Origin of the sequence: Lentzea sp. CC55, from assembly GCF_021056325.1 — a bacterium.
Classification (GTDB): domain Bacteria; phylum Actinomycetota; class Actinomycetes; order Mycobacteriales; family Pseudonocardiaceae; genus Lentzea; species Lentzea jiangxiensis.
Window position 1 is genome coordinate 78,638 of record NZ_JAJCXE010000005.1, and the last position, 20,909, is coordinate 99,546.

Sequence of the window (20,909 nt, forward strand, 5' to 3'; positions counted from 1 at the left end):
TTCGTGGGCCATCTGGTCCACGGATTGCATCCTGTTGCTGCTATAGTTCTTCTTGCCGGTTCCAATAGGAGCCGGAAGTGGACCCGGTTCACCGTCCGGACGGTCGGTTGCCGGGTTTCGCGCTTTCCGGGCACTGGTCGAGCCTGACCACCGCGTCGAGCATCGGCTGCACGCGTTGCCGCCAGTCACCTCCCGCCCCGAAGCACCAGGCGAGAGCGTCGCTCACCCACAGGACCGGGTCTTCCGCGGGTCGCAGGTGCTCGTAGGTGAACGGCTCGTCCACCTTCGCCAGCACGGCGGCGAGCGTCTGCCTGTCACGCACGTCCTGATGCGCGCAGCTTTCGATCGCCAGCCGGGTGACACCGAGTTCCTGGAGCCAGGTCGCGGCGGCCGACAGGCATAGCCCGCGAGCACGGATGTCGTCGGAGTCGCGAACCGTCCACACCGCTGCTCGGACGCCCAGCTCACGCAACCGCGAAACGAGTTCTCGCCTGCGCGGGTCGCTCTCCTTCTTGAAGTGGACACGGCGCTGACCGGGCCTCACGAGCCGTCGCAGGGACGAGCGGAGTACGTCCAGTTCACGCGGTCGCACCACGACAGCGACGATCAAATAGGTCGTGCCGCGACGCGACTCGTCCAAGAACCCATGCCACATGAACCATATGGTCTCAAAGGAGTAACGGACTACTCCGTTCAGGCGTCGAAGTCGACCGTCACGCACTCGCTGGTCGGCACCGCCTGGCAGGTGAGCACGAACCCGGCCGCCACCTCGGACTCGTCGAGCGCGTAGTTGCGCCGCATCTCGACCGTGCCCTCCGTTACCAGCGCACGACAGGTGCCGCACACACCGCCCTTGCAGGCGAACGGCAGGTCGGCGCGCACGCGCTGGGCGGCGTCCAGGATCGGTTCGTCGGCCGGGAGCGGCAGGGTTGTCGACCTGCCGTCGAGGACGACCGTCACCGACGAGGCGGCGTCGACGACGGTCTCCGCGCGGCGCGGAGGGGGCGGGGGCGCGTCGACGTAGAAGAGCTCGTGGTGCACGCGTTCGGGAGCTACGCCGCGGTCGCGCAGCACGGCTGTGGCGTCCTGGACCATCTCGTACGGGCCGCAGAGCCACCATTCGTCGATGGCGTCGAACGGGACGACGCTGCCGAACAGCGCCGTCAGCTTCTCGGCGGTCAGGCGGCCGGTGAAGAGCTCCACGTCGCGCGGTTCGCGGGACAGGACGTGGATCAGCTGGAACGTCGCCGGGTAGCGGTCCTTCAGGTCGGCGAGCTCGTCGGCGAACATCACCGTGTTGGTGCTGCGGTTGCCGTACAGCAGGGTCACGCGGGCGCCGGTGGCGAGGACCGTGGCGGCGATCGACAGGGCCGGGGTGATGCCGGAGCCGGCGACGACCAGGCCGTGGTGGGTGCCGGTGCCGGACGGGGTGAACCTGCCCAGCGGCGGCAGGACCTCGACCACGTCGCCCGGGACGAGGCGGTCCACGAGCCAGGTCGAGAACTGGCCGCCGTCGACGCGGCGGACGCCGATGCGCGGGGCGGCGCCGGCCGGGGCGCAGATCGAGTACGAGCGGCGTTCGTCGCCCTGGCGCAGGGTCAGGTACTGGCCCGCGGTGAAGGCGAACTCGTCCGCCAGGTCGCCGGGGACGTCGAAGGTGACCGCCACGGCGTCGTCGCAGAGGCGGTCGACGCGGGCGACGGTGAGCTTGTGGAAGGCAGCCGCGCGTTTTCCGGTCTTGGACGACAACTCAGATCTCCTTGACGTGCTCGAACGGTTCGGAGCAGGCGTTGCAGCGGCGCAGGGCCTTGCACGCCGTGGAGCCGAACCGCGAAATCTCCGAGGTGTTCGGCGAGCCGCACAGCGGGCAGGCGACCTGCCTCGACGGCGGCACGAGGTTCAGCGGTACCGGGCCCGCGACCGACGGGCCGATGCGCGCGGGCGGTGCGATGCCCGCGGCGGCGAGCTTCTCGCGGCCTTCGGCGCTGATCCAGTCCGTGGTCCAGGCCGGGGACAGCGACAGGCGCACCTCGACCTCGGAGAACCCCGCGCCGAGCAACGACCGGCGCAGGTCCGCGCCCATCTCGTCGATCGCGGGACAGCCCGAGTAGGTCGGGGTGATGGTGACGACAACGCGACCGTCCACTTCGGACACTTCGCGGAGCACGCCGAGGTCCGCCAGCGTGAGGACCGGGAGCTCCGGGTCCCGCACGGCCGACGCGACCTCCAGCGCCGTCGTCACCAGACCGCTCCCGGCAGCGAACGGTGCAGGTGCTGCATCTCGGCGAGCAGGTAGCCCATGGCCTCGGTGTGCACGCCGTCGCGACCCGCCATGCCCGCGACGCGGGCGGCCTTCGTGTCGGTGGGACGCGTCAGGCCCGCGGCGGACAGCACCGCCTCCAGCACACCGTCCACTTCGGACCGAAGCGACGCCGGATCGACAGCGACACCGCTCAGGCGCGCCTCGACGGCGTGCGGCGCGAACAGCTCGTCCACGAACGGCCACACGCGCTCCAGCCCCGCCTGCATGCGGCGGTGCGACTCGTCGGTGCCGTCACCGAGGCGGACGGTCCACTGCGCGGCGTGGTCGCGGTGGTACGCCAGCTCCTTCAGGCCCTTCTCGGCGATCGCGGCGAGCACCGGGTCGGCCGAGCCGCGCAACCGCGAGAAGAGCGCGAGACGCCACGACGAGAACACCAGCAGGCGCGCGATGGTCGTCGCGAAGTCACCGCCGGGGCCGGGACCGCAGTCGATCTCGGCGAGGTGCACGTTGCGGAACTCGCGCTCGTCACGCAGGTACGCCAGCTCGTCCTCGGTCTTGCCGAGCACCTCGCCGGCGCGCGTGAGCAGCATCCTGGCCTGACCGAGGAGGTCCAGCGCGATGTTGGCGAGCGCGATGTCCTCTTCGAGCTCGGGGGCGCGCGAGCACCACTCCGCGAGCCGCTGCGAGAAGATCAGCGCGTCGTCGCCCAGCATCAGGCAGTACGCGGCGAGGGCGTCGCGGTCGACACCGGCCGGGAACTCGCGGTCGACGCCGGACAGGGCCTCGGAGAAGCCCGTTCCGAACGCCCAGTGCGCGTCCTCACCACCCAGCAGGGACTCGTAGGCATTGTCGAAGCTCATAGGTGCGGCACGTCCTCGGGAATCGCGTAGAACGTCGGGTGCCGGTAGACCTTGTCCCCGGACGGCGCGAAGAACGGGTCCTTCTCATCCGGCGAGGAAGCCGTGATCTCCGTGGCGGGCACGACCCAGATCGACACGCCCTCGTTGCGGCGCGTGTAGACGTCACGGGCGTTGCGCAGCGCCATCTCGGCGTCCGGCGCGTGCAGCGAACCGACGTGCACGTGGTTCAGCCCGCGCTTGCCGCGCACGAACACTTCCCACAGGGGCCAAGACGTGCTCACGCGGCACCTTCCTTCGACGGGGCGTGCTTGGCGGCGTGGGTGGCCGCGGCTTCGCGGACCCACGCGCCGTCCTCGTGCGCCTTGCGGCGGTGGGCGATGCGCTGCTCGTTGCAGACGCCGCCACCCTTGACCACCTGCCAGAACTCGTCCCAGTCCGGCGAGCCGAAGTCGTACTGACCGCGCTCCTCGTTCCACCTGAGCTCGGGGTCGGGGAACGTCACGCCGAGCGCCTCGGCCTGCGGCACGCTCATGTTCACGAACTTCTGCCGCAGCTCGTCGTTGGTGTCGCGCTTGATCCGCCACGCCATCGACTGCTCGGTGTTCGTGGACTCCGCGTCCGGCGGGCCGAACATCATCAGCGCCGGCCACCACCAGCGGTTCACCGAGTCCTGCACCATGTCGCGCTGCTGCTGCGTGCCGCGCATCATCGTCATGAGCAGCTCGTAGCCCTGACGCTGGTGGAACGACTCTTCCTTGCAGATGCGGATCATCGCGCGCGCATACGGCCCATAGGACGTGCGGCACAGCGGCACCTGGTTGCAGATCGCGGCGCCGTCGACCAGCCAGCCGATGACACCGACGTCGGCGAACGTGAGCGTCGGGTAGTTGAAGATCGAGGAGTACTTCTGGTGGCCCTCGATGAGCTTGGTCGTCAGGTCCTCGCGGTCGGCGCCGAGCGTCTCCGTCGCCGAGTACAGGTACAGGCCGTGGCCGGCCTCGTCCTGCACCTTCGCCAGCAGGATCGCCTTGCGCCGCAGCGAGGGCGCGCGGCTGATCCAGTTGCCCTCCGGCTGCATCCCGATGATCTCGGAGTGCGCGTGCTGGGCGATCTGCCTGATCAGGGTCTTGCGGTAGCCGTCGGGCATCCAGTCGCGCGGCTCGATGCGCGATTCGGCCTGCACGGTGCGCTCGAAACGCAGCTCCAGGTCATCCGCCATGCTCCGATGTTACACCTGAGTGCCGAATCTGCGTAGAACTGTCACAACCGCGGCGATGACGATCCAGACGGACATGAGGAAGGTGCCGACGGGGAGCAGGCTGAGCACGGCCGTCCGGCCGGCCACGCGGGTGAGTTCCGGGTTCGTCTGGTCGTACTCGACGCGCACGTTGTCCCCGACGTTGAGCCCCTGCGGGTACAGCACCCCCTGCGACGGGATGATCACGCGCCCGTCCGGTGTGGCGTACCGCACAACGGTCCTGTTGAAGGCGACGGAGTCGACCTGCGCGACCGCCTGCCCCATCGACCGCTCGATGGCCGCGTCGTCGCGCCAGCACGCGATGGGCAGCAGCACGCAGACGAGCGTGGTCACGCCCCCGACGACGAACAAAACCCTGCAGACCGCACGGCGGACGCGAACACCGCGGGGCGTCTTGGTCACTGCGTCCTCCACCACAACTGAGAAGTCTAGAGCCGGGCGGGTGCCGCACTTTCAGGTTGAGGTCCATACAGTCGGACTGTGACCTCTGCACCGACATCGAGAGCACGGCAGCGAATCCGCGTCCGGTCCAGGCGCGACACCGCCGGCGACCTGCTCGGACTGTTGCCGGACCCGGAGCGCGCGCTCGCCTGGGTGCGCGACGGTTCCGGCCTGGTCGGCTGGGGCGAGGCCGCTCGGTTCGAGGTCAGCGGCCCCGACCGGTTCGCGCAGGCGGACAGGTGGTGGCAGGAGTTCGTGTCGCACCTCGACGTCGAGGACTCGCTGGGCGTGCCCGGTAGCGGACCTGTGGCGTTCGTCTCGATGGCCTTCGCCGACGACCCCGGCGACTCGGTGCTGATCGTCCCCGAGGTCGTCGTCGGCCGCCGCAACGGCGAGCAGTGGATCACCACCATCGGCGCCTCGGACCCCGCACCTCTGGTCGCACCTCTCTCGCGGCCCTCCTCCGTCCGCTACTCGAACGGTCAGCTGCCGGTCACGCAGTACCGCGAGGCAGTGCGATCGGCCGTCCGGCGGATGCGGTCCGGCGAACTGGACAAGGTCGTGCTCGCGCACGACTTGGTCGCCACTACCGACCGCCGTCTGGACCAGCGCTTCGTCCTGCAGGGGCTCGCGCGCCGGTACCCCGAGTGCTGGGCCTACGCCGTGGACGGCCTCGTGGGCGCCACGCCCGAGTTGTTGTTGCGGCGGACCGGTTCCGTGGTCGACTCACGGGTGCTCGCCGGCACCACCTGGCCGCACGACGGCGTTTCGGACGAGGAGCTCGCCGCGGCGTTGATGTCGTCGGAGAAGAACCTCGAAGAGCACGACTACGCGATCACCTCTCTCGCGGAGACGTTGCGCCCTTTTTGCACGACCATGTCCGTCGAGGGACCGTCCGTTCTGCGGCTGCCGAACGTCTCGCACCTGTCGTCGGACGTCATCGGCACCCTGGAGTCGCCGACGTCGTTGCTGCACCTCGGCTCCGCGGTGCACCCGACCGCCGCCGTCGGCGGAACGCCCCGGCTGGACGCCACCCAGCTGATCGCGCAGCTGGAGGGGATGGACCGCGGGCGGTACGCCGGACCCGTCGGGTGGATCGACGGCAACGGTGACGGCGAACTGGGGATCGCGCTGCGGTGCGCGCAGATCTCCGGGTCGACGGCGCGGTTGTTCGCGGGGTGCGGGCTGGTGGCCGACTCCGATCCGGACATCGAGGTGCAGGAGGCGCACGCCAAGATGCGGCCTATGCGCGAGGCCCTCGAAGGGCTTTAGCCACGAACGCCGCCTTGCCCTCCGTGTAGGCCTCACGGTCGTGGCCCTCGCGGCCCGCCAGTTCCCGCTTCAGGTCTTCGTACCGCTGAGCGAGTTCCGGGTCGTTCCTGAGCGCGTCGCGGAAGCTGAGCTGGTCGGTCCACCTGTGGTGGCCCGCTTCGATCAGGTGCAGGTGGGCTTCTCGGTGCTGCCGCGTGGCGTCGGGCTTGACGAAGAAGCGGCGCCACGGGCGGTTGTCGAGCTCCGGTGGCACGTAGGCCCAGCCGTCCGCTGCCAGCCGGTCCGCTGCCTGGTCCACGACGGTGTCCAGGTCGGTCACGGACGCCATCAGGTCGACGACCGGTTTGGCGGCCAGGCCGGGGACGGATGTCGATCCGACGTGTTCGACGCCGTCGACCAGCCAGGGGGCCAGGAGTTCGGTCAGCCTGCCGGACTCCGCCGTCGCACGCGCCTGCCACTGCGGGTCGTGCGGACGGACCTCGGCTCGTTCGTGGGCCCAGACAGGGGTGTCGCCGCTCACCGCACGTGGCCGACGAACGCGCGCCAGGCCGAGGTGCTGAACATCAGCACCTCTCCGGCCGCGTTCTTCGAGTCGCGGACATGCGCGTCGTGCTGGAGCGACACCTCGACGCAATCACCTTCCGGCGTGCCGTTGCTGTAGGTGCTCTTATGCCAAACGCGATCCTCGGCCATCGAGATCCTCTCGCAGAGGGCTGACGTACTCCGCCAGCTTCCTCCGCGATTGTTCCTCATCCAAAGCGACTTCAGCCAAGCGGTTGAAGATCAACCGCGTCCGCGCGATAGCTCCTCGGTCCTGCACGAAGACTTGCGTCAGGTCGGTCTCGGTGTAGGCGATCGGCATCGCCTTCTCGTACTCCCACAAACGCACGCCGGCCGAGTTGACGATCATGTTCTCCGGCACGACCCGGACGATGTGCGCGTTGAACAGCAATTGGAGGTACTGGTCCTCCATGATCTGGGCGTCGCCAACCTGCTGCCGCAGAGCCAACTCGTGGATGTAAAAGAGGCAGTCCGGCCGGTCGTGGCGGCGCAGGACCGCCTGACGTTCCATGCGCGACCGCACGAGCGCGGGAATCCGCTCCTCGACGGCGATTCCGGCCGCTCGGAACAACGCCTCCGCGTACAGCTCGGTCTGCAGCAAACCAGGCACCGTGAGCGTGTCGTAGTTGAGCATTGTTCGGGCCGTGGACTCGGCCATCGCTAGCGTGCGCACGTTGTCGGGGACCTGAACGATGTACTCGTCGAATGCGTTGCGGTAGCGCCGTTTGAAGTCCTCGAAGAAGTCGAGGTCCTTGCCGCACATCGTCAGGAACTGCACGAGGTCGATCTCGCTCGGCCGCGCCTTGCCGCGCTCGATCGTCGAGACCTTGCTCGGGTCCCAGCCGAGGCGGGCGGCCACCTCGTGGCCTTTGAGGTTCGTGCAGGTCTCGCGCAACCGCCGCAGTTCGTCGCCCAGATCGCGGCTGTACGCGGTGGAGGGGGTGCTTGGTGCCATAGCCTTCGACGCTATGACTTGGACCTGTTCCACGATACGGGCTCGTTCGGGTGAAAACGGACGCCGGGGTCAGCCGTGGGGGCCTCCGCTGACGTAGATGACCTGGCCCGTCACGTAGTCGGCGTCCTCGGCGGTGAAGAACAGGACGGCGCGGGCGATGTCGTGCGGTGTGCCCACGCGGCCCCGTGGGATCGAGTTGCGTTGCACCTCGACGTGTTCGTCGAGGGTGCGGCCGGCGCGGGCCGCGGAGACCTTGGTCATCTCCGTGACGATGACGCCGGGGCCGATGGCGTTCACGGTGATGCCGAACGGGGCGAGGTCAAGGGCGGTGGCCCGGGTGAAGCCCTCGACGCCCGCCTTGGCGGCGACGTAGTTGGCGCGGTCGCTGTCGACGAGTGCGGAGATGCTGGAGATGTTCACGACGCGGCCCCACCCCGCTTCGCGCATGGCCGGTGCCGTGGCCTTGAGCATCAGGAACGCGCCGCGCAGGTGGGTGTTCACCACGGCGTCCCAGTCGGCCAGCGGCATGTCGAGGACCATGTTGTCCCTCGCGAAGCCGGCGTTGTTGACCAGGATGCCGACCGGGCCGAGCCGCGCCGCCACCTCGGTCACGGCGGCGGCCACGGCGTCGGGGTCGCTGATGTCGGCGAGCACGGGCAACGCCGTCCCGCCGGACGACGTGATCTGCTCGGCCACGGCGCGGGCGCGGTCGGACACGTCCACGACGGCGACGTGGTGGCCTTGGGCGGCAAGGGCTTTCGCCGTTCCGGCGCCGATTCCGGAACCGGCGCCGGTGACGAGCGCGACACGAGGGGTCATGGCTCGATCGTGCTCGTCACCGGGTCCGGAACGCCACCGGGTTTACCTGTGCGCGGCCAGCAGCTCGTGCGTCAGCTGGATCTTGGCGCGCGACTTCGGCTCGGCCGCGACGGAGAGCGACCTCGACGCGTCGGCCGCACGGCCGGGAGCCTCCGCGGGCTTGCCCTTGGTGAACAGCCAGGTCTGGAAGAGCTGGTCCAGCTGCTGACCCGAGATCCGCTCCGCGAGTGCGGTGAACTCCTCGATCGTCGCGTCCGAGTACTTCTTCTCGGCGACCCAGGTGCGCAGGACCTCGAAGAACTTCTCGTCACCCACGGCGACGCGCAGCGCGTGCACGGCCAGGGCGCCGCGGTCGTAGACGGCCCCGTGGAACACGTTGGAGGCGCCGGGGTCGCCGGGCAGGACGTTCCAGAACTCGCTGTCCGCCGGGTACGAGTCGTAGACGAAGTCGGCGTTCTCCTGGGCGGTGCCCTCACCCACGTGCTCGGACCACAGGAACTCCGCGTAGGAGGCGAAGCCCTCGTTCAGCCAGATGTCGCGCCAGTGGTGCACCGACACCGAGTCGCCGAACCACTGGTGGGCGATCTCGTGCGCCACGACGTAGGTGTTGGCGCCGCGGCGGAAGAAGCCGCCGTCGTAGGTGGAGCGGGTCTGGTTCTCGAGCGCGTAGCCGAGGTCCGGCGTGACGACGCCGCCCTGCGCCTCGAACGGGTACGGGCCCAAGTTGTCCGCCAGGAACTCGGTGACCTCGGGCGTGCGCTCGACGCTGGCACGTGCGGAGTCGGCGTTGGCGCCGAGGCGGTCCGAGTAGGCGTTCACGACCGGCTGGCCGTTCGGCGCGGTCGACTGGCGGACCTCGAACTGGCCGATGGTGAGGAACGTCAGGTAGGTCGCCTGCGGCTTGGCGCTGCGCCAGTTCCAGCGGGTGTAGCCGTTGATCTGGCGGGTGGTGCCGAGGAAGGTGCCGTTCGAGATCGCCTCGACGCCGTTCGGGACGGCGACGTTGACGTCGAAGGTGGCCTTGTCGGTCGGGTGGTCGTTGGACGGGAACCACCAGGAGGCGATCTCCGGCTCACCGATGGCGAGGGCGCCGTCGGCGGTCTTCGTCCACGCCGTGAAGCCGTTGCGGTCCTTCACGGTCGACGGGCTGTCCGCGTAGGTGACGACGATCGTGAGGTCCTGGCCCTTGCGCACGCCGCCGCGCGGGGTGAGCGTGAGCTCGCCGCCGTCCGAGACGAACGACGCCGGCGCGTTGTTGACCCTGACCGACTTCACCTTGAGCAGGAAGTCCAGGTTGAACTGGGTGAGGTCCTGGGTGGCCTTCGCCAGGATCGTCGTCGTGCCCGAAAGCTGGTCGCCGGACGGGGTGTAGTTGAGCCTGATGTCGTAGTGGGAGACGTCGTACCCGCCGTTGCCGTAGAACGGGAAGTACGGGTCGCCGGCTCCGGGAGCACCGGGAGACGCCGCCAGGGCCGTCCCCGCGAAGAGCGTCATCGCGGCCGCGGACGCCACCGCGGCCGTTGCCTTGGATCTGATCGCCATGCGGCGGACGCTATCCAGACCACCCTGGACCGCCTACCGACTTACGTATGTTTCCTATCTGCTGAAAACGGTTGACACCGCCGCCTTGAGACGTCGGTGCAACGAGCGCAGGTCGTCGCGCTTCGCCGGCACCTCGACCACCTGGAGGCCCTTCGGCGAGGCGAGCGCGCCGCGGAACTCCTCCCGTCCGTCCACTGTGGAGTGAGAAATTCGGTAGCCCGCGCACAAAGCACTCAGATCGGTCCCGTGCGGGGTGCCGAAAACGCGCTCGAAACTCGCCGCGTGCTCGGGTGAGCCCTGCTCCAGCAGGGAGAAGATCCCGCCTCCGTCATCGTTCAGCACGACGATCGTGAGGTCCGGCCGGTGGTCGGCGAGCAGGCCGTTGCTGTCGTGCAGGAACGTCAGGTCGCCCATCAGCGCGTACGACGGCCCGTCGTGCTGCAACGCCAGCCCGATCGCCGTGGACACGTTCCCATCGATGCCCGCGGCGCCCCGGTTGGCGTGCACCACCACGTCCGGGCGCCGTTCGGCCGCGAAGTCGACGTCGCGGATCGGGTTGGACGAGCCCACGAACAGCAGCGACCCCGACGGCACGGCCTGCACCAGGTCGCGCGCGACGTGCAGGCCCGTCGGCCACGGCTCGGCGTCCAGCAGGTCGTCGACGGCCGCGCTGACGCTCTTCACCGCGTCCTGCCACACCCGCGTCCAGTCGTCGTCGAGCGCGGCGGGCTCGGGCAACCAGGTCGACGCGCGCGAGGCCGTGAACGGCACGTCCGGCCACTGCGCCCGGTCGCCCACGGCGTGCACGACCGGCGTGTCCTTCAACAACGACTGCTGACCGCGCGAGAGCGTCACACGGCCCACGACCAGCACCGCCTCGGGTCGCAGGTGCTCCGGCAGGCCCGCGTTGAGCAGCAACGACCCGTGGCGCAGGCCTCCGGGCGCGGTCGGCTCGGCGATCACCGGCCAGCCGAGCCGCGAGGCCTCCCGCAGCCGCTCGGGGCGGTCGTCCCCGAGCAGCACCAGCGTGCGCGCGGGCAGGGAGGACGGCCGGGTCTCGACGGTGAACGCGCGGTCCGTCTCCGTCCACGCCCCGGCGCGGTCCGACGAGGGCCAGGCGGCGTCGGCGGGCGTCAGCGGCGGGCGGAACGGCACGTTCACGTGCGACGGGCCGTCCGCGGCGACGGCACGGCAGACCAGCGAGCGCGTGGTGGCCTCGTCGGCACCCTCGGGCATGTGCAGCGTCGGGAGGCCGAGCACGTCGTACTGGTCGATCGTCTGGCTCGCGCCGGTGCGGTAGAGGTCGACCGGGCGGTCGGCCGTCAGGGCGATCAACGGCACACCCGTGAGCTGCGCCTCGATCACGGACGGGTGGAGGTTCGCCACGGCGGTGCCACTCGTGCAGGTGACCACGGCCGGGGTGCCCGTCTTGGCGAGGCCGAGCGCGAGGAACCCCGCGCTGCGCTCGTCGATGCGCACGTGCAGCGTGAGCAGGCCGTTCTGTTCTGCCTGGTGCAGGGCGAACGACAACGGGGCGTTGCGCGAACCGGGGCTCAGCACGGCGTGCCGGACGCCGTTGCGGACCAGTTCGTCGACGATCACCCTCGCCTGCGCCGTGGACGGATTCATGCGCCTAGAGTCTCAGACCGTGGCAGACCAGGAGCTCTTCGACCCGTCGCTGTGGAAGCCGATTGAGGGCTTCGACTTCACCGACATCACCTACCACCGTGCGCTCGACCAGGGCACCGTCCGCATCGCGTTCAACCGGCCCGAGGTGCGCAACGCGTTCCGGCCGCACACGGTGGACGAGCTGTACCGGGCGCTCGACCACGCGCGGATGTCCTCCGACGTCGGCTGCGTGCTGCTGACCGGCAACGGCCCGAGTCCCAAGGACGGCGGCTGGGCCTTCTGCAGTGGCGGTGACCAGCGGATCCGCGGGCGCAGCGGCTACCAGTACGCCTCCGGTGAGACGGCGGAGACCGTGGACCCGGCGCGCGCGGGGCGGTTGCACATCCTGGAGTGCCAGCGGCTGATCCGGTTCATGCCGAAGGTCGTCATCGCCGTCGTGCCCGGCTGGGCGGCCGGGGGCGGGCACAGCCTGCACGTGGTGTGCGACCTCACGATCGCGAGCGCCGAGCACGCGAAGTTCAAGCAGACCGACGCGGACGTCGGCTCGTTCGACGGCGGCTACGGGTCGGCGTACCTCGCGCGGCAGGTCGGGCAGAAGTTCGCCCGCGAGATCTTCTTCCTCGGCCGCACGTACTCCGCCGAGGACATGTACAAGATGGGCGCGGTCAACGAGGTCGTGCCGCACGCCGACCTGGAGACCACGGCGCTGCAGTGGGCGCGGGAGATCAACGGCAAGTCGCCGACGGCGCAGCGGATGCTCAAGTACGCGTTCAACCTGATCGACGACGGCCTGGTGGGCCAGCAGCTGTTCGCCGGTGAGACGACCCGCCTCGCGTACATGACCGACGAGGCCGTCGAGGGCCGCGACAGCTTCCTGGAGAAGCGCGACCCCGACTGGTCGAACTACCCGTACTACTTCTGAGCCCGCACTCCTCCTGGGCAGGTGGCCATGCTGGACGAACTGCGCGCCGCGCTGCGAGGCGGCGACCCGCTGGTGGACGGACCGCTCGACGGCTGGGAGAAGCGCGCCGTGCTCGGCGTGCCGACCTCCGGGTCGACGGGCGAGCCGAAGACCGTGCTGCTCGACGCGGACGCGCTGACCACGTCCGCGGAGGCGACGCACGAACGGCTGGGCGGCCCCGGCACGTGGCTGCTGGCGCTGCCCACGAACCACATCGCCGGGGCGCAGGTGCTGGTGCGGTCGATCGTGGCGGGCACCACGCCCGGCGTGCTCGACCTCGCCGGCGGCTTCCGCGCCATGGGGTTCGCGCAGGCCGCCCGGCCGGTGCTGGGCCGGCCGGGCCGCCACTACACCGCGCTGGTGCCCACGCAGCTGTCCCGGCTCGTCGTGGGCGAGGGGCCGGGGCTCGAGGCGCTGCGGCAGTTCGACGGCGTGCTGATCGGCGGGGCCGCGACCCCGCCGAAGCTGCTGGAGCAGGCGCGCGCTCTGGGCGTGCGGGTCGTTACGACGTACGGCATGAGCGAGACCGCCGGCGGATGTGTGTACGACGGCTCCCCGTTGCGCGGGGTCTCGTTGCGCACCGACGACCTGATCGAGATCAGCGGGCCGGTGCTGGCGCTCGGGTACCGCGGCAGCGCGGAGCCGTTCGGCGAGTGGTTCCGCACCGGTGACCTCGGGCGGCTGCGCGACGGGCAGCTGGAGGTGCTGGGACGCGCGGACGACGTGATCGTCACCGGCGGCGAGAAGGTGCCCCCGGTGCTGGTGGAGCGGGCTCTGGCGACCGTCGAGGGCGTGCTGGAGGCGTGCGTCGTCGGCGTGCCGGACGACGAGTGGGGCCAGGCCGTGGCCGCCGCCGTCGTCGCGCGCGGCGTCCAGCCGTCGGTCGACGAGCTCAAGGCCGTCGTCACCGAGGCCGTGGGCCGGGCGGCGGCGCCGAAGCTCGTGCGGTTCGTGTCCGAGCTGCCGTTGCGCGGGCCGGGCAAGGTCGACCGGGCCGCGGTGGCCGCAGCATTTAGGTCATGAGCCCTGTTCGATCGATCGCCGCGCGATCGTTAGAATTCAGGGACGCCACCAGGCTTGCCGCTGCCGCCCCGGCTGGCTGACGGGGTGGGCGCTGCGTGCGGACGCATGACTTCGCCCCAGCACGCAACACCGCGTGCCGCGATGTTGCGTGCCGCGTTGTGGTCGGCGTGCCCAACGAAGCAACACCGAGCACAGACGTACAGTGCTTGCGAGCGCCGGTTCTTCTTGTCGATCTCACCGCAACCGCTGCACCGCTGAGAGGTGTGAGCGGGATCGACCCTCAGGAGAACCACGCCCGCCCGTTCGGCCTTGTACGCGAGGAACCGCCCGAGTTGGGCGAATGCCCACGAGTGCATCACGACCCGTTGGGGCTTGCGAAGCCGTACCCGCTCGCGGATCCCCGTCAACTCCTCGACGGCGATGCCTCGTCCGGTGCGTTCAGCCTCGGCCACGATGCGTTTGCTGATCCGGTGGTTCAGGTCGGCGGCGAACCGCTGCTCCTTGCGACGACGACGTTTCAGCAACCTTCGTGCGGAAGCGGTTCTCCTGGTCATCAGACGCCCGCGAAGGCGCTGCTGGCGCTTGCGGTAGCGGTTGAGGCAGGTCCCTGACATCCGAACGCCGTCGGAAGTGGTGGCGAGGTTCACGATTCCCATGTCGACACCGAGGAAACCGTTCACGGGTTCCCGTCTGGGCGCTTCGGGAACGTCGACAGCCACGTGCAACAACCACATGCCGTCACGGTGGACCAGGTCGGTTTCCTTGACAGGTCGAGAGCTCAACGCCTTGAGATGTGCCGGCTTCCCGATCATTCGCACGTCACGGAGCCGGCCGGCGACACTCCAGATCGACACGGAGCTCGCGCGTCCGGCGACTTCGATCTTCCACGACAGGCAGCGCGCGTCGAACGGTTGTGCCGCTGTCGAGCGGAACCTGATCGGCCTGGACTCGACCGCACGACGCCGCTTGGACCTCGGAGGCCCGTAGTTCCCCGCAGCGAGGTTGGAATGCAACGTCGTATATGCGTCAACAGTCTTGCTGATCACTCTGATGGTCGGCTGAGCCGCGAGCCCGAACCGCTCCCGCAGCTCGGCGTAGCACTGTTTCTGCACATCGAATTTCTTGAACACACGGGCGCCGTGCATCCACTCGGACAACCACGAAGCAGCAGCGTTGCAGGCCTGCAGCGTCGCCAGCAGCGCACCCGCTTGCGCGGACGTCGGCAATAGCCGGACCTGCACCGACTGCTTCACGGGGTGAAGCATGGCATTGGTCGAAGCTGCCAAAGGGGCGATGAACGCTCCCGACGATCGCTGATTTAGGTGAACCTTTACCGCTGAGGACAACCCTCGCCGCGAAGCGCCCGGCACCCTCGCCGTGCGCGTCAGCGATGGGGGTTTCTCATGCGCTACCTGTTACCGCTGGTCACCGGCGCCGCGTTGGTGGCCGGACTCGCGTCTCCCGCTCAGGCGGCTCCCGCGTCGAACGAGTGGACCGCGGACGTCAGCGGCCGTTCCGCCTCGTGGGGTGGCTCCCCGCGCCTGGGCCTGGTCGAGCTCGGCTCGCACAGACTCGCCCGGCCCGCCAACGCGGTCGCGGCGGTGGTGACCGGCGACGGCGTGGTCGACGTGCGCGGCCTGCGCCCGGACGGTCAGTGGACGGAGTGGCTGGAGGCGCCGGCGACGTTGCCGGTGACCACGTCCACGGTCGAGACGCGCCTGGTTCTCAGCAGCGGCAAGGCGAAGAAGGTCCAGCTCTCGGCGGGGCAGGTGCCGGCCGGACCGTCCGCGGACGACGTCACCGCCGCGGCGGCGGGACGTTCGTACCGGGTCTACGCGACGCGCGAGGGTCTCGTCGGCGGCACGACGGCGAACGGGCACGTGATCCGGTCGCGCGACCACTTCGTCGCGCTGCCGTCGCGGCGTGGCCTGGCGGGCAGGAACTCCGGCAACTACAGCGTGCAGGTGTGCGCGTCGAACGGCCGCTGCGAGTGGGCGCCGGTGTGGGACGTCGGCCCGTGGAACACCAAGGACGACTACTGGAACCCGTCCGCGACCCGGGAGATGTGGAAGGACCTGCCGCAGGGCAAGCCGCAGGCGCAGGCCGCGTACGAGAACAACTACAACGGCGGCAAGGACCAGTTCGGGCGCGAGGTCGCGAACCCGGCGGGCATCGACCTCGCCGACGGCACGTTCTGGGACGGCCTGAAGCTCACCAACAACGCGTGGGTGACCGTCACGTACCTGTGGACCGGCTCCGGTCCTGTGGGGACGGTCCGCACGGCGGCGGCCAACGGCACCGTGAACGTCCGCGGCGGGGCGAGCTCCTCCAGCGCGCAGGTCGGTCTGGCCGCGAACTACGCCCAGGTCAGGGTGACCTGCCAGCTCACAGGTGAGTCGGTGTCGGGCACGCAGGGCACGTCGAACGTCTGGTACCGCATCGCGTCCGGCAAGCACGTCGCGAAGGCCTACGTGGCAGGCGTCTCCGGCGCCACTGCCTGCTGATACACCCGTCGGCGGGTCCTCAGCGGGCATACCGGAGGATGGAGGCATGGCCTCAGTCGTCCAGTGGATCCAGGGGACCCGCCCGCGCACGCTGCCGAACTCGATCGCGCCCGTGGTCGTGGGTGCGGCCGCGGCGCACCACATCGACGAGTTCAACGCGCTCTACACCGTGCTCGCGCTCGTCGTGTCGGTGGCGTTCCAGATCGGTGTGAACTACGCCAACGACTACTCGGACGGCATCCGCGGCACGGACGACAACCGCGTGGGGCCGTTCCGCCTGACCGGCTCGGGTGCGGCCGAGCCCGCGAAGGTGCGGCTGGCCGCGTTCATCTCGCTCGGCCTCGGCGCGGTCGCCGGGCTCGTGCTGGTGGCGTTGTCCGGCTACTGGTGGCTGCTCGCGTTCGGTGCGGTGTGCGTTCTCGGGGCGTGGTTCTACACGGGCGGCAAGCGTCCGTACGGCTACGCGGGCCTCGGCGAGATCGCGGTGTTCCTCTTCTTCGGCCCGGCCGCGGTGCTGGGCACGCTGTACGTGCAGACCGGTGAGATCACCGGCATCGGCATCGGGGCGTCCATCGCCATGGGAGCGATCTCAGCCGCGGTGCTGGTGGCCAACAACCTGCGGGACATCCCGACGGACGCCGTGTCGGGCAAGCGCACGGTGGCCGTGGTGCTGGGCGACAAGGACACCCGCCGCCTCTACCTGGCGCTGGTCGTGGTGCCGTTCCTGATCGCGCTGGGCATGGTCGTGCGGGTGCCGTACGCGCTGCTCGGGTTCCTCGCGGCGCCGGTCCTGCTGCCCGCCGTGCGCCGGGTGGCCGCCGGGCGCGGCGGCAAGGACCTGATCCCGGTGCTGCAGTTCACCGGGATCGCCATGCTGGCCTGGGCCGTTCTGGTCAGCGTCGCCCTCGTCCTGGACTGATCACCAGGCGTCCTCGGTGAACTGCACGGGCTCGTCGTCGTCGATGCGCGCGGGCCTGCGGGGAGGCGGCGGAGGGGCCGTCTCGCCCCGGATCAGCTCGTCGAGGCGGGCCCGGTCGGCTTCGAGCGCCTGGCGCACCAGCGGGTCGTGGCCCGCCTCGCCGGTGAGCACCTGACGCCAGCTCAGGCCGGCGCCCCGCGCGATGCGGTCCGCGAGCTGCCGCATCGCCGGTGAGGCCTCGCCGGACTTCGCGAACTGCATCACCCTGCGGATGTCCTCAGTGGACGGTTCCCTGCCCCTGAGACCCTGCTGGGCGGTCCGCATCGCGCGGTCCGCCTCGGCGACGGCGTTCGTGAGGAAGTCCTCCGCCGCGAGGATGTCCGGTGTCCGCCAGGCCGTCATCACCACTTGTCCTCCGTGAAGATGTCGGGCGCGTTCTCGTCGCCGTCGTCGCCGCCGCGGTTCCTGCGCGGGTCCTGGGCGTTCATGATCTCTTCCGGCGTCAGGCCCTCCTGCAGCATCTGGAACGCCTGCTTCATCTTCTTGACGTTCTCCTGCTGCATGGCCTGCACGTCGGGGTCCTGCGCCGCCTTGCCCGCGACGACGTCCTCCCACGTGAACTGGCCCGCGTCGACCTTGCGCTTCAACGCCTTGAGCTGCTCGGGCGCGTCGCGTTCCTGCGCGGCCCGCTCGACCTGCTGCGCGATCGCCTTGTAGTCGACCGGCGGCACGGGCGGCAGCGGCGTGTCCTTGAGGCGGTTCGCGAGGTCCTGCGCCTCCTTGAAGCGCGCGTCGACCTGCGCCTCGGCGGCGCGCAGCTCCGGTGACTTCCAGCTGTCGTTCGGCGTGGTCATCTCAGTTCTCCCTCGCGAAGAGACCCCGCTGGACCGGCCTCGCGTCCCCGCGGATGTCGCTCACCTCGTCGCGCCGCGCGACCGTGCGCCACTGCCGGAAGTCCACTTCGGACAACCCGAGCTCTTGGGCGACCTCGTAGTTCTCGCCGAGGAAGTGCAGCACGGCCTGGTCGCCCAGCACACCGACGATCTCGAACTCCGCGCCCCGGTACGTGCAGACCGTGCGGACCAGCTGCAGGTCCTCGACGAGCGCGTCCGGCACCTCGAGGAACGCGGCACCGTGCTCGACGGTGAAGTCCGGCGGCGCGGGCTGCCCGGCGAGCGGGTGCAGCAGGACGGAGCCGGGCGCCGGTCCGAAGTCGACGTCGAAGTCCTGACCGCGGTACCGGCCGATCAGCCCGCGGCGGACGGTGGGCCGGTGCGGAACCGGTGCCTGCCAGAACCTCGCGGGCCCGAAGCCGACGTCACCCGTGGGGATCCAGCCGACCTGGCGGTTCAGGTACTTGCCGACGCTGCGGCCGGTGCCGTCCGGTTCGAAGCGCCACAGCTCCGTGCCCGCCGGGAGCTCGGCGAGCTCCATGACGTACTCGGGGATCGGGTTCGCGCTCGGCGTGTAGCCGGTGCCGGTGAACGGGACCGGGTAGACGCGCGAGGTGCCCATCTTCCGCGCGCCCTCGAGCGTCGGGCCGCCGAAGCTCGTGTCGAACAGCTCCGTGGTGTGCGCGAGGAAGCGCAGCAGGTACTGGGTTCCCCGCGGCCAGTCGGCGACCCTGTCGACGCCGAACGCCTCGGCGAACTGCTCGGACGTGCCCTGCGGGAAGTCCTGCCCGCGCGTCACGAACCCGGCCGCGCGGTGCGGCTCGAACTTGCCCGTCACGACGACGTTGCCCAGGTAGAGCTGCGCGATCGCCGGGTGGACGATCTTCTGCAGGATCGTCTCCGGCCCGATGCCGGCCGCCTTGCGCACGGCCTGAGGGGTGCTCATCCCGGGTTCTTCTCCTTCCACCGCGCCAGGAAGTCGGTGCGGTCGACCTGCACGTCCGCGAGCTCGCCGACGTCGAGCGTGGCCCGGTAGCCGTTGTACTGGTCACCTTCGAGGCCGTTGTCCGCCGCCCAGCCGTACTCGCCGCCCGCGTACCCCGCCTCGGCCTTGCCGTCGTGGACGGCGACGACGTTGAACGGCTGCCCGCGCCACGTCGCCGTGCAGGTCTCGCGGTACCAGGCGTCGAGCTCGGTGACCGCGACCGTCTTGAACTCGCGGTTGCCGTACGTCTGGAAACCGTCGGCGTGGACGTACGCCACGCCCGGGACCTTGCGGATCCAGACGTGGTCGGTGTCCTCGGCACCGGCGAAGTACACCTCGCCCCGGTACTCGGCCATCTCCTGGGAGTACTGGGTCATCAGAGCTTCGTCCAGCCGAACTTGCGGTCGTACACGGCGTGCAGTTTCTCAGAGCCGTCCTCGTTCACCTGCCAGATCTCGGCACGATCGGGCAACGGTGTGCCGGCGTCGACGCGCCACTCCGGCATGCCGCCCATCGTGGAGCCCGTACCGGTGAACGGGTCGTAGCCGTCGTAGACCTTCGCGCTGCCACCGGCCGCCGCCATCTGCTTCTGCGACGCCTCGTAGTGCGCCTTCTCCTGCGGCGACTGGTAGTGGCCCTCCGGGTACGGCCCGGGCTGCGTGAAGTCCGGCGTGTCCATCTTCGGCCCGCCGAACGGCACGTTGTGCGCGCCGGCGTTCTGGTCGGTCAGCTCGTACCGCAGCTGCATGGCCGACGGCGCGCCCTCGGGGATCGGCGTCCAGCCCTTGCCCTTGTCGTCGAGGGCGAGGCCGTCACGCAGGCCCTGCGGGGTGTTGACGTCCACCACGTCCTGGCCGCGGGCGACGGAGCCCGCCATCTGGTTCTGCCAGGTCTCCCCCTTGCTGCCCGGGGCGTGCGGCTGGTCGGGCAGGTAGGTGCTGACCGCGCTCGGGCTGAGCGCCTTGGTGACGATGTCGCCGGTGTCGACCTTGATCTGGTTGCGGACGTCGGCGACGTGCTGGGCCTCGTCCGCGCTGAGGTCGGTGGACAGCTTCTGGCTCAGCTCGACGTAGCGGTCCCGGTCGGCCTGACTGGGCAGGATCTGCTCCAGCTGGTGCTGGTAGCCCTGGCCCTGCGCGGCCATCGCCGCCGCGTCGAAGTGGCCCTTGAGGTCGGGCCCGGCGGGCGGCGGGGTGCCGCCCCCGTCGCCGTCGCCGTTGTTGCCCGTGGTGACCTCGTCGGACGGCCTGGTGCCGGGGTCGCGGTCGACCGGCGGGGTCGGGTCGGTGTCCGGGGTGGGGTCGTGCGGCTTCGCGTCCTCGGCACCGCTGGTGTCGGTGTCGTGGGGCTTGCCGTCGTCGGGACGGGTGTCGGTGTCGTGCGGCTTGGGGTCGCCGTCGTGCGGCCTGGTGTCGGTGTCGTGGGGCCGCGGGTCGGTGTCGTGGGGCCGCGGGTCGGTGTCGTGGGGCTTGGTGTCCGTCGTCCCGCCGGGGGTGGTGTCGTGCGGACGCGGGCCCGACTGGTCGCCTGGGGTCGTGCCAGACGGGGTCGGGTCGTGCGGGCGCGTGCCGCCGTCGGACGGCGTCGTGTCGTGGGACTTGGTGCCGCCGTCGTGAGGCGTGGTGTCGTGCGGACGCGGGCCCGACTGGTCGCCCGGGGTCGTGCCGGACGGGGTCGGGTCGTGCGGGCGCGTTCCGCCGTCGTGCGGCGTGCTGCCGGACGGGGCCGGGTGGTCCGTGCCGGGGCTCGGGTGTCCGGGAGGCGAGGGCAGACCGCCGCCCGCGCTCGGGGCCGGGTGCCCGGGAGGCGACGGCAGGCCACCGCCCGCGCCGGACGGGGCCGGGGCGGTCGCCGTTCCGGAGCTCGCGCTCGGGTGGTCGGGAGGCGTGGGCAGGCCGGACCCGGGCGACGGGTGCGAACCGGGGTTCGGCGGCGTCGGCAAGCCCGAACCGGGCGACGGGTGCGAACCGGGGTTCGGCGGCGTCGGGTGCGTGCCGCCGGTGCCTGACGGGTGCGCGCCGGAG

General features: G+C 70.4%; 23 protein-coding genes and 1 pseudogene. 5 read left to right on the top strand and 19 right to left on the bottom strand.

Translation table 11 applies throughout. The features are described 5' to 3' along the window. Positions 1-88 precede the first annotated feature (88 nt). Genes L6E10_RS03920 through L6E10_RS03950 form a run of 7 tightly spaced genes read right to left on the bottom strand, consistent with a single transcriptional unit; the run spans position 89 to position 4,798 of the window. The gene (locus L6E10_RS03920) at positions 89-640 is read right to left on the bottom strand and encodes a hypothetical protein (protein ID WP_236216862.1); all 552 of its coding nucleotides are present in this window, start codon (positions 638-640) and stop codon (positions 89-91) included. Between the two features lie 53 nt (positions 641-693). Next, a complete protein-coding gene (paaE, locus tag L6E10_RS03925; protein WP_236216864.1) occupies positions 694-1,749 on the bottom strand; it encodes a 1,2-phenylacetyl-CoA epoxidase subunit PaaE in 1,056 nt (351 codons plus the stop codon). 1 nt (position 1,750) lies between these two features. Continuing rightward, positions 1,751-2,242, bottom strand: coding sequence for a 1,2-phenylacetyl-CoA epoxidase subunit PaaD (paaD, locus tag L6E10_RS03930; protein ID WP_236216865.1), 492 nt, complete (start codon positions 2,240-2,242; stop codon positions 1,751-1,753). Then, positions 2,239-3,123, bottom strand: coding sequence for a 1,2-phenylacetyl-CoA epoxidase subunit PaaC (paaC, locus tag L6E10_RS03935; protein WP_236216867.1), 885 nt, complete (start codon positions 3,121-3,123; stop codon positions 2,239-2,241). Before paaC ends, paaD begins: the two co-directional genes overlap by 4 nt. Then, positions 3,120-3,404, bottom strand: coding sequence for a 1,2-phenylacetyl-CoA epoxidase subunit PaaB (paaB, locus tag L6E10_RS03940; protein WP_089915556.1), 285 nt, complete (start codon positions 3,402-3,404; stop codon positions 3,120-3,122). The genes paaC and paaB overlap by 4 nt, the downstream gene beginning before the upstream one ends. Then, positions 3,401-4,342 carry a 1,2-phenylacetyl-CoA epoxidase subunit PaaA gene (gene paaA, locus L6E10_RS03945; protein ID WP_236216869.1) on the bottom strand — a complete coding sequence of 314 codons (942 nt, stop codon included), beginning with the start codon at positions 4,340-4,342 and terminating at the stop codon, positions 3,401-3,403. The genes paaB and paaA overlap by 4 nt, the downstream gene beginning before the upstream one ends. 9 nt (positions 4,343-4,351) lie before the next feature. Beyond that, on the bottom strand, positions 4,352-4,798 hold the full coding sequence (locus tag L6E10_RS03950) for a DUF3592 domain-containing protein (RefSeq protein WP_374235759.1): 447 nt from the start codon (positions 4,796-4,798) through the stop codon (positions 4,352-4,354). A gap of 63 nt (positions 4,799-4,861) precedes the next feature. Between L6E10_RS03950 and L6E10_RS03955 the strand changes: the two genes are divergently transcribed. Next, positions 4,862-6,094 carry an isochorismate synthase MenF gene (locus L6E10_RS03955; protein WP_236216873.1) on the top strand — a complete coding sequence of 411 codons (1,233 nt, stop codon included), beginning with the start codon at positions 4,862-4,864 and terminating at the stop codon, positions 6,092-6,094. Here the strand turns inward: L6E10_RS03955 and L6E10_RS03960 are convergent. From L6E10_RS03960 to menD, 6 genes are all read right to left on the bottom strand, one after another. Further along, on the bottom strand, positions 6,066-6,614 hold the full coding sequence (locus tag L6E10_RS03960; protein ID WP_236216875.1) for a GrpB family protein: 549 nt from the start codon (positions 6,612-6,614) through the stop codon (positions 6,066-6,068). The genes L6E10_RS03955 and L6E10_RS03960 overlap by 29 nt on opposite strands. Further along, the gene (locus L6E10_RS03965; protein WP_236216877.1) at positions 6,611-6,787 is read right to left on the bottom strand and encodes a DUF397 domain-containing protein; all 177 of its coding nucleotides are present in this window, start codon (positions 6,785-6,787) and stop codon (positions 6,611-6,613) included. Before L6E10_RS03965 ends, L6E10_RS03960 begins: the two co-directional genes overlap by 4 nt. After that, positions 6,762-7,610, bottom strand: coding sequence for a helix-turn-helix transcriptional regulator (locus L6E10_RS03970; RefSeq protein WP_236216878.1), 849 nt, complete (start codon positions 7,608-7,610; stop codon positions 6,762-6,764). Before L6E10_RS03970 ends, L6E10_RS03965 begins: the two co-directional genes overlap by 26 nt. 69 nt (positions 7,611-7,679) lie before the next feature. Then, positions 7,680-8,429 (bottom strand): SDR family NAD(P)-dependent oxidoreductase, encoded by a 750-nt coding sequence (locus L6E10_RS03975; protein ID WP_236216880.1) that lies wholly within the window; start codon positions 8,427-8,429, stop codon positions 7,680-7,682. Positions 8,430-8,471: 42 nt separating this feature from the next. Continuing rightward, complete coding sequence (locus L6E10_RS03980) at positions 8,472-9,971, bottom strand: M1 family metallopeptidase (RefSeq protein WP_236216882.1); 1,500 nt, start codon at positions 9,969-9,971, stop codon at positions 8,472-8,474. 54 nt (positions 9,972-10,025) lie between these two features. Continuing rightward, positions 10,026-11,600 carry a 2-succinyl-5-enolpyruvyl-6-hydroxy-3-cyclohexene-1-carboxylic-acid synthase gene (gene menD, locus L6E10_RS03985; protein ID WP_236216884.1) on the bottom strand — a complete coding sequence of 525 codons (1,575 nt, stop codon included), beginning with the start codon at positions 11,598-11,600 and terminating at the stop codon, positions 10,026-10,028. Between menD and L6E10_RS03990 the strand changes: the two genes are divergently transcribed. Then, the gene (locus tag L6E10_RS03990; RefSeq protein WP_236216886.1) at positions 11,599-12,522 is read left to right on the top strand and encodes a 1,4-dihydroxy-2-naphthoyl-CoA synthase; all 924 of its coding nucleotides are present in this window, start codon (positions 11,599-11,601) and stop codon (positions 12,520-12,522) included. The genes menD and L6E10_RS03990 overlap by 2 nt on opposite strands. A 27-nt stretch (positions 12,523-12,549) precedes the next feature. Next, positions 12,550-13,584 carry an o-succinylbenzoate--CoA ligase gene (menE, locus tag L6E10_RS03995; protein WP_236216888.1) on the top strand — a complete coding sequence of 345 codons (1,035 nt, stop codon included), beginning with the start codon at positions 12,550-12,552 and terminating at the stop codon, positions 13,582-13,584. Between the two features lie 29 nt (positions 13,585-13,613). Here menE and L6E10_RS04000 read toward each other — a convergent pair whose 3' ends face one another. Then, positions 13,614-14,837: a transposase gene (locus L6E10_RS04000; protein WP_236216890.1), complete on the bottom strand. Its 1,224-nt coding sequence runs from the start codon at positions 14,835-14,837 to the stop codon at positions 13,614-13,616. 150 nt (positions 14,838-14,987) lie between these two features. Between L6E10_RS04000 and L6E10_RS04005 the strand changes: the two genes are divergently transcribed. Next, positions 14,988-16,088 carry a hypothetical protein gene (locus L6E10_RS04005; RefSeq protein WP_236216892.1) on the top strand — a complete coding sequence of 367 codons (1,101 nt, stop codon included), beginning with the start codon at positions 14,988-14,990 and terminating at the stop codon, positions 16,086-16,088. Between the two features lie 46 nt (positions 16,089-16,134). After that, positions 16,135-17,007, top strand: coding sequence for a 1,4-dihydroxy-2-naphthoate polyprenyltransferase (locus tag L6E10_RS04010; RefSeq protein ID WP_236216894.1), 873 nt, complete (start codon positions 16,135-16,137; stop codon positions 17,005-17,007). On the opposite strand, the gene L6E10_RS04015 is transcribed toward L6E10_RS04010, so the two are convergent. From L6E10_RS04015 to L6E10_RS04035, 5 genes and pseudogenes are all read right to left on the bottom strand, one after another. After that, positions 17,008-17,409: a hypothetical protein gene (locus tag L6E10_RS04015; protein ID WP_236216895.1), complete on the bottom strand. Its 402-nt coding sequence runs from the start codon at positions 17,407-17,409 to the stop codon at positions 17,008-17,010. Continuing rightward, positions 17,409-17,861: a hypothetical protein gene (locus L6E10_RS04020; RefSeq protein WP_236216897.1), complete on the bottom strand. Its 453-nt coding sequence runs from the start codon at positions 17,859-17,861 to the stop codon at positions 17,409-17,411. Before L6E10_RS04020 ends, L6E10_RS04015 begins: the two co-directional genes overlap by 1 nt. A 1-nt stretch (position 17,862) precedes the next feature. Continuing rightward, positions 17,863-18,846, bottom strand: coding sequence for a hypothetical protein (locus tag L6E10_RS04025; RefSeq protein ID WP_236216899.1), 984 nt, complete (start codon positions 18,844-18,846; stop codon positions 17,863-17,865). Next, entirely contained in the window at positions 18,843-19,262 is a 420-nt protein-coding gene (locus L6E10_RS04030; protein ID WP_236216901.1) for a hypothetical protein, read from the bottom strand. Before L6E10_RS04030 ends, L6E10_RS04025 begins: the two co-directional genes overlap by 4 nt. Continuing rightward, positions 19,262-20,909: pseudogene (locus L6E10_RS04035) on the bottom strand (hypothetical protein); the annotation flags it as partial. The pseudogene L6E10_RS04035 and the gene L6E10_RS04030, both read right to left, overlap by 1 nt.

Excerpts from the sequence above, each read along its gene's own strand:
- L6E10_RS03970 (WP_236216878.1), bottom strand. The coding sequence starts at position 7,610 with ATGGCACCAAGCACCCCCTCCACCGCGTACAGCCGCGATCTGGGCGAC.
- menE (WP_236216888.1), top strand. The coding sequence starts at position 12,550 with ATGCTGGACGAACTGCGCGCCGCGCTGCGAGGCGGCGACCCGCTGGTG.
- L6E10_RS03980 (WP_236216882.1), bottom strand. The coding sequence starts at position 9,971 with ATGGCGATCAGATCCAAGGCAACGGCCGCGGTGGCGTCCGCGGCCGCG.
- L6E10_RS03965 (WP_236216877.1), bottom strand. The coding sequence starts at position 6,787 with ATGGCCGAGGATCGCGTTTGGCATAAGAGCACCTACAGCAACGGCACG.
- L6E10_RS04010 (WP_236216894.1), top strand. The coding sequence starts at position 16,135 with ATGGCCTCAGTCGTCCAGTGGATCCAGGGGACCCGCCCGCGCACGCTG.
- paaC (WP_236216867.1), bottom strand. The coding sequence starts at position 3,123 with ATGAGCTTCGACAATGCCTACGAGTCCCTGCTGGGTGGTGAGGACGCG.
- L6E10_RS04025 (WP_236216899.1), bottom strand. The coding sequence starts at position 18,846 with ATGAGCACCCCTCAGGCCGTGCGCAAGGCGGCCGGCATCGGGCCGGAG.
- menD (WP_236216884.1), bottom strand. The coding sequence starts at position 11,600 with ATGAATCCGTCCACGGCGCAGGCGAGGGTGATCGTCGACGAACTGGTC.
- L6E10_RS04015 (WP_236216895.1), bottom strand. The coding sequence starts at position 17,409 with ATGACGGCCTGGCGGACACCGGACATCCTCGCGGCGGAGGACTTCCTC.
- L6E10_RS04005 (WP_236216892.1), top strand. The coding sequence starts at position 14,988 with ATGCGCTACCTGTTACCGCTGGTCACCGGCGCCGCGTTGGTGGCCGGA.
- paaA (WP_236216869.1), bottom strand. The coding sequence starts at position 4,342 with ATGGCGGATGACCTGGAGCTGCGTTTCGAGCGCACCGTGCAGGCCGAA.
- L6E10_RS03975 (WP_236216880.1), bottom strand. The coding sequence starts at position 8,429 with ATGACCCCTCGTGTCGCGCTCGTCACCGGCGCCGGTTCCGGAATCGGC.
- L6E10_RS04030 (WP_236216901.1), bottom strand. The coding sequence starts at position 19,262 with ATGACCCAGTACTCCCAGGAGATGGCCGAGTACCGGGGCGAGGTGTAC.
- L6E10_RS03990 (WP_236216886.1), top strand. The coding sequence starts at position 11,599 with ATGCGCCTAGAGTCTCAGACCGTGGCAGACCAGGAGCTCTTCGACCCG.
- L6E10_RS04020 (WP_236216897.1), bottom strand. The coding sequence starts at position 17,861 with ATGACCACGCCGAACGACAGCTGGAAGTCACCGGAGCTGCGCGCCGCC.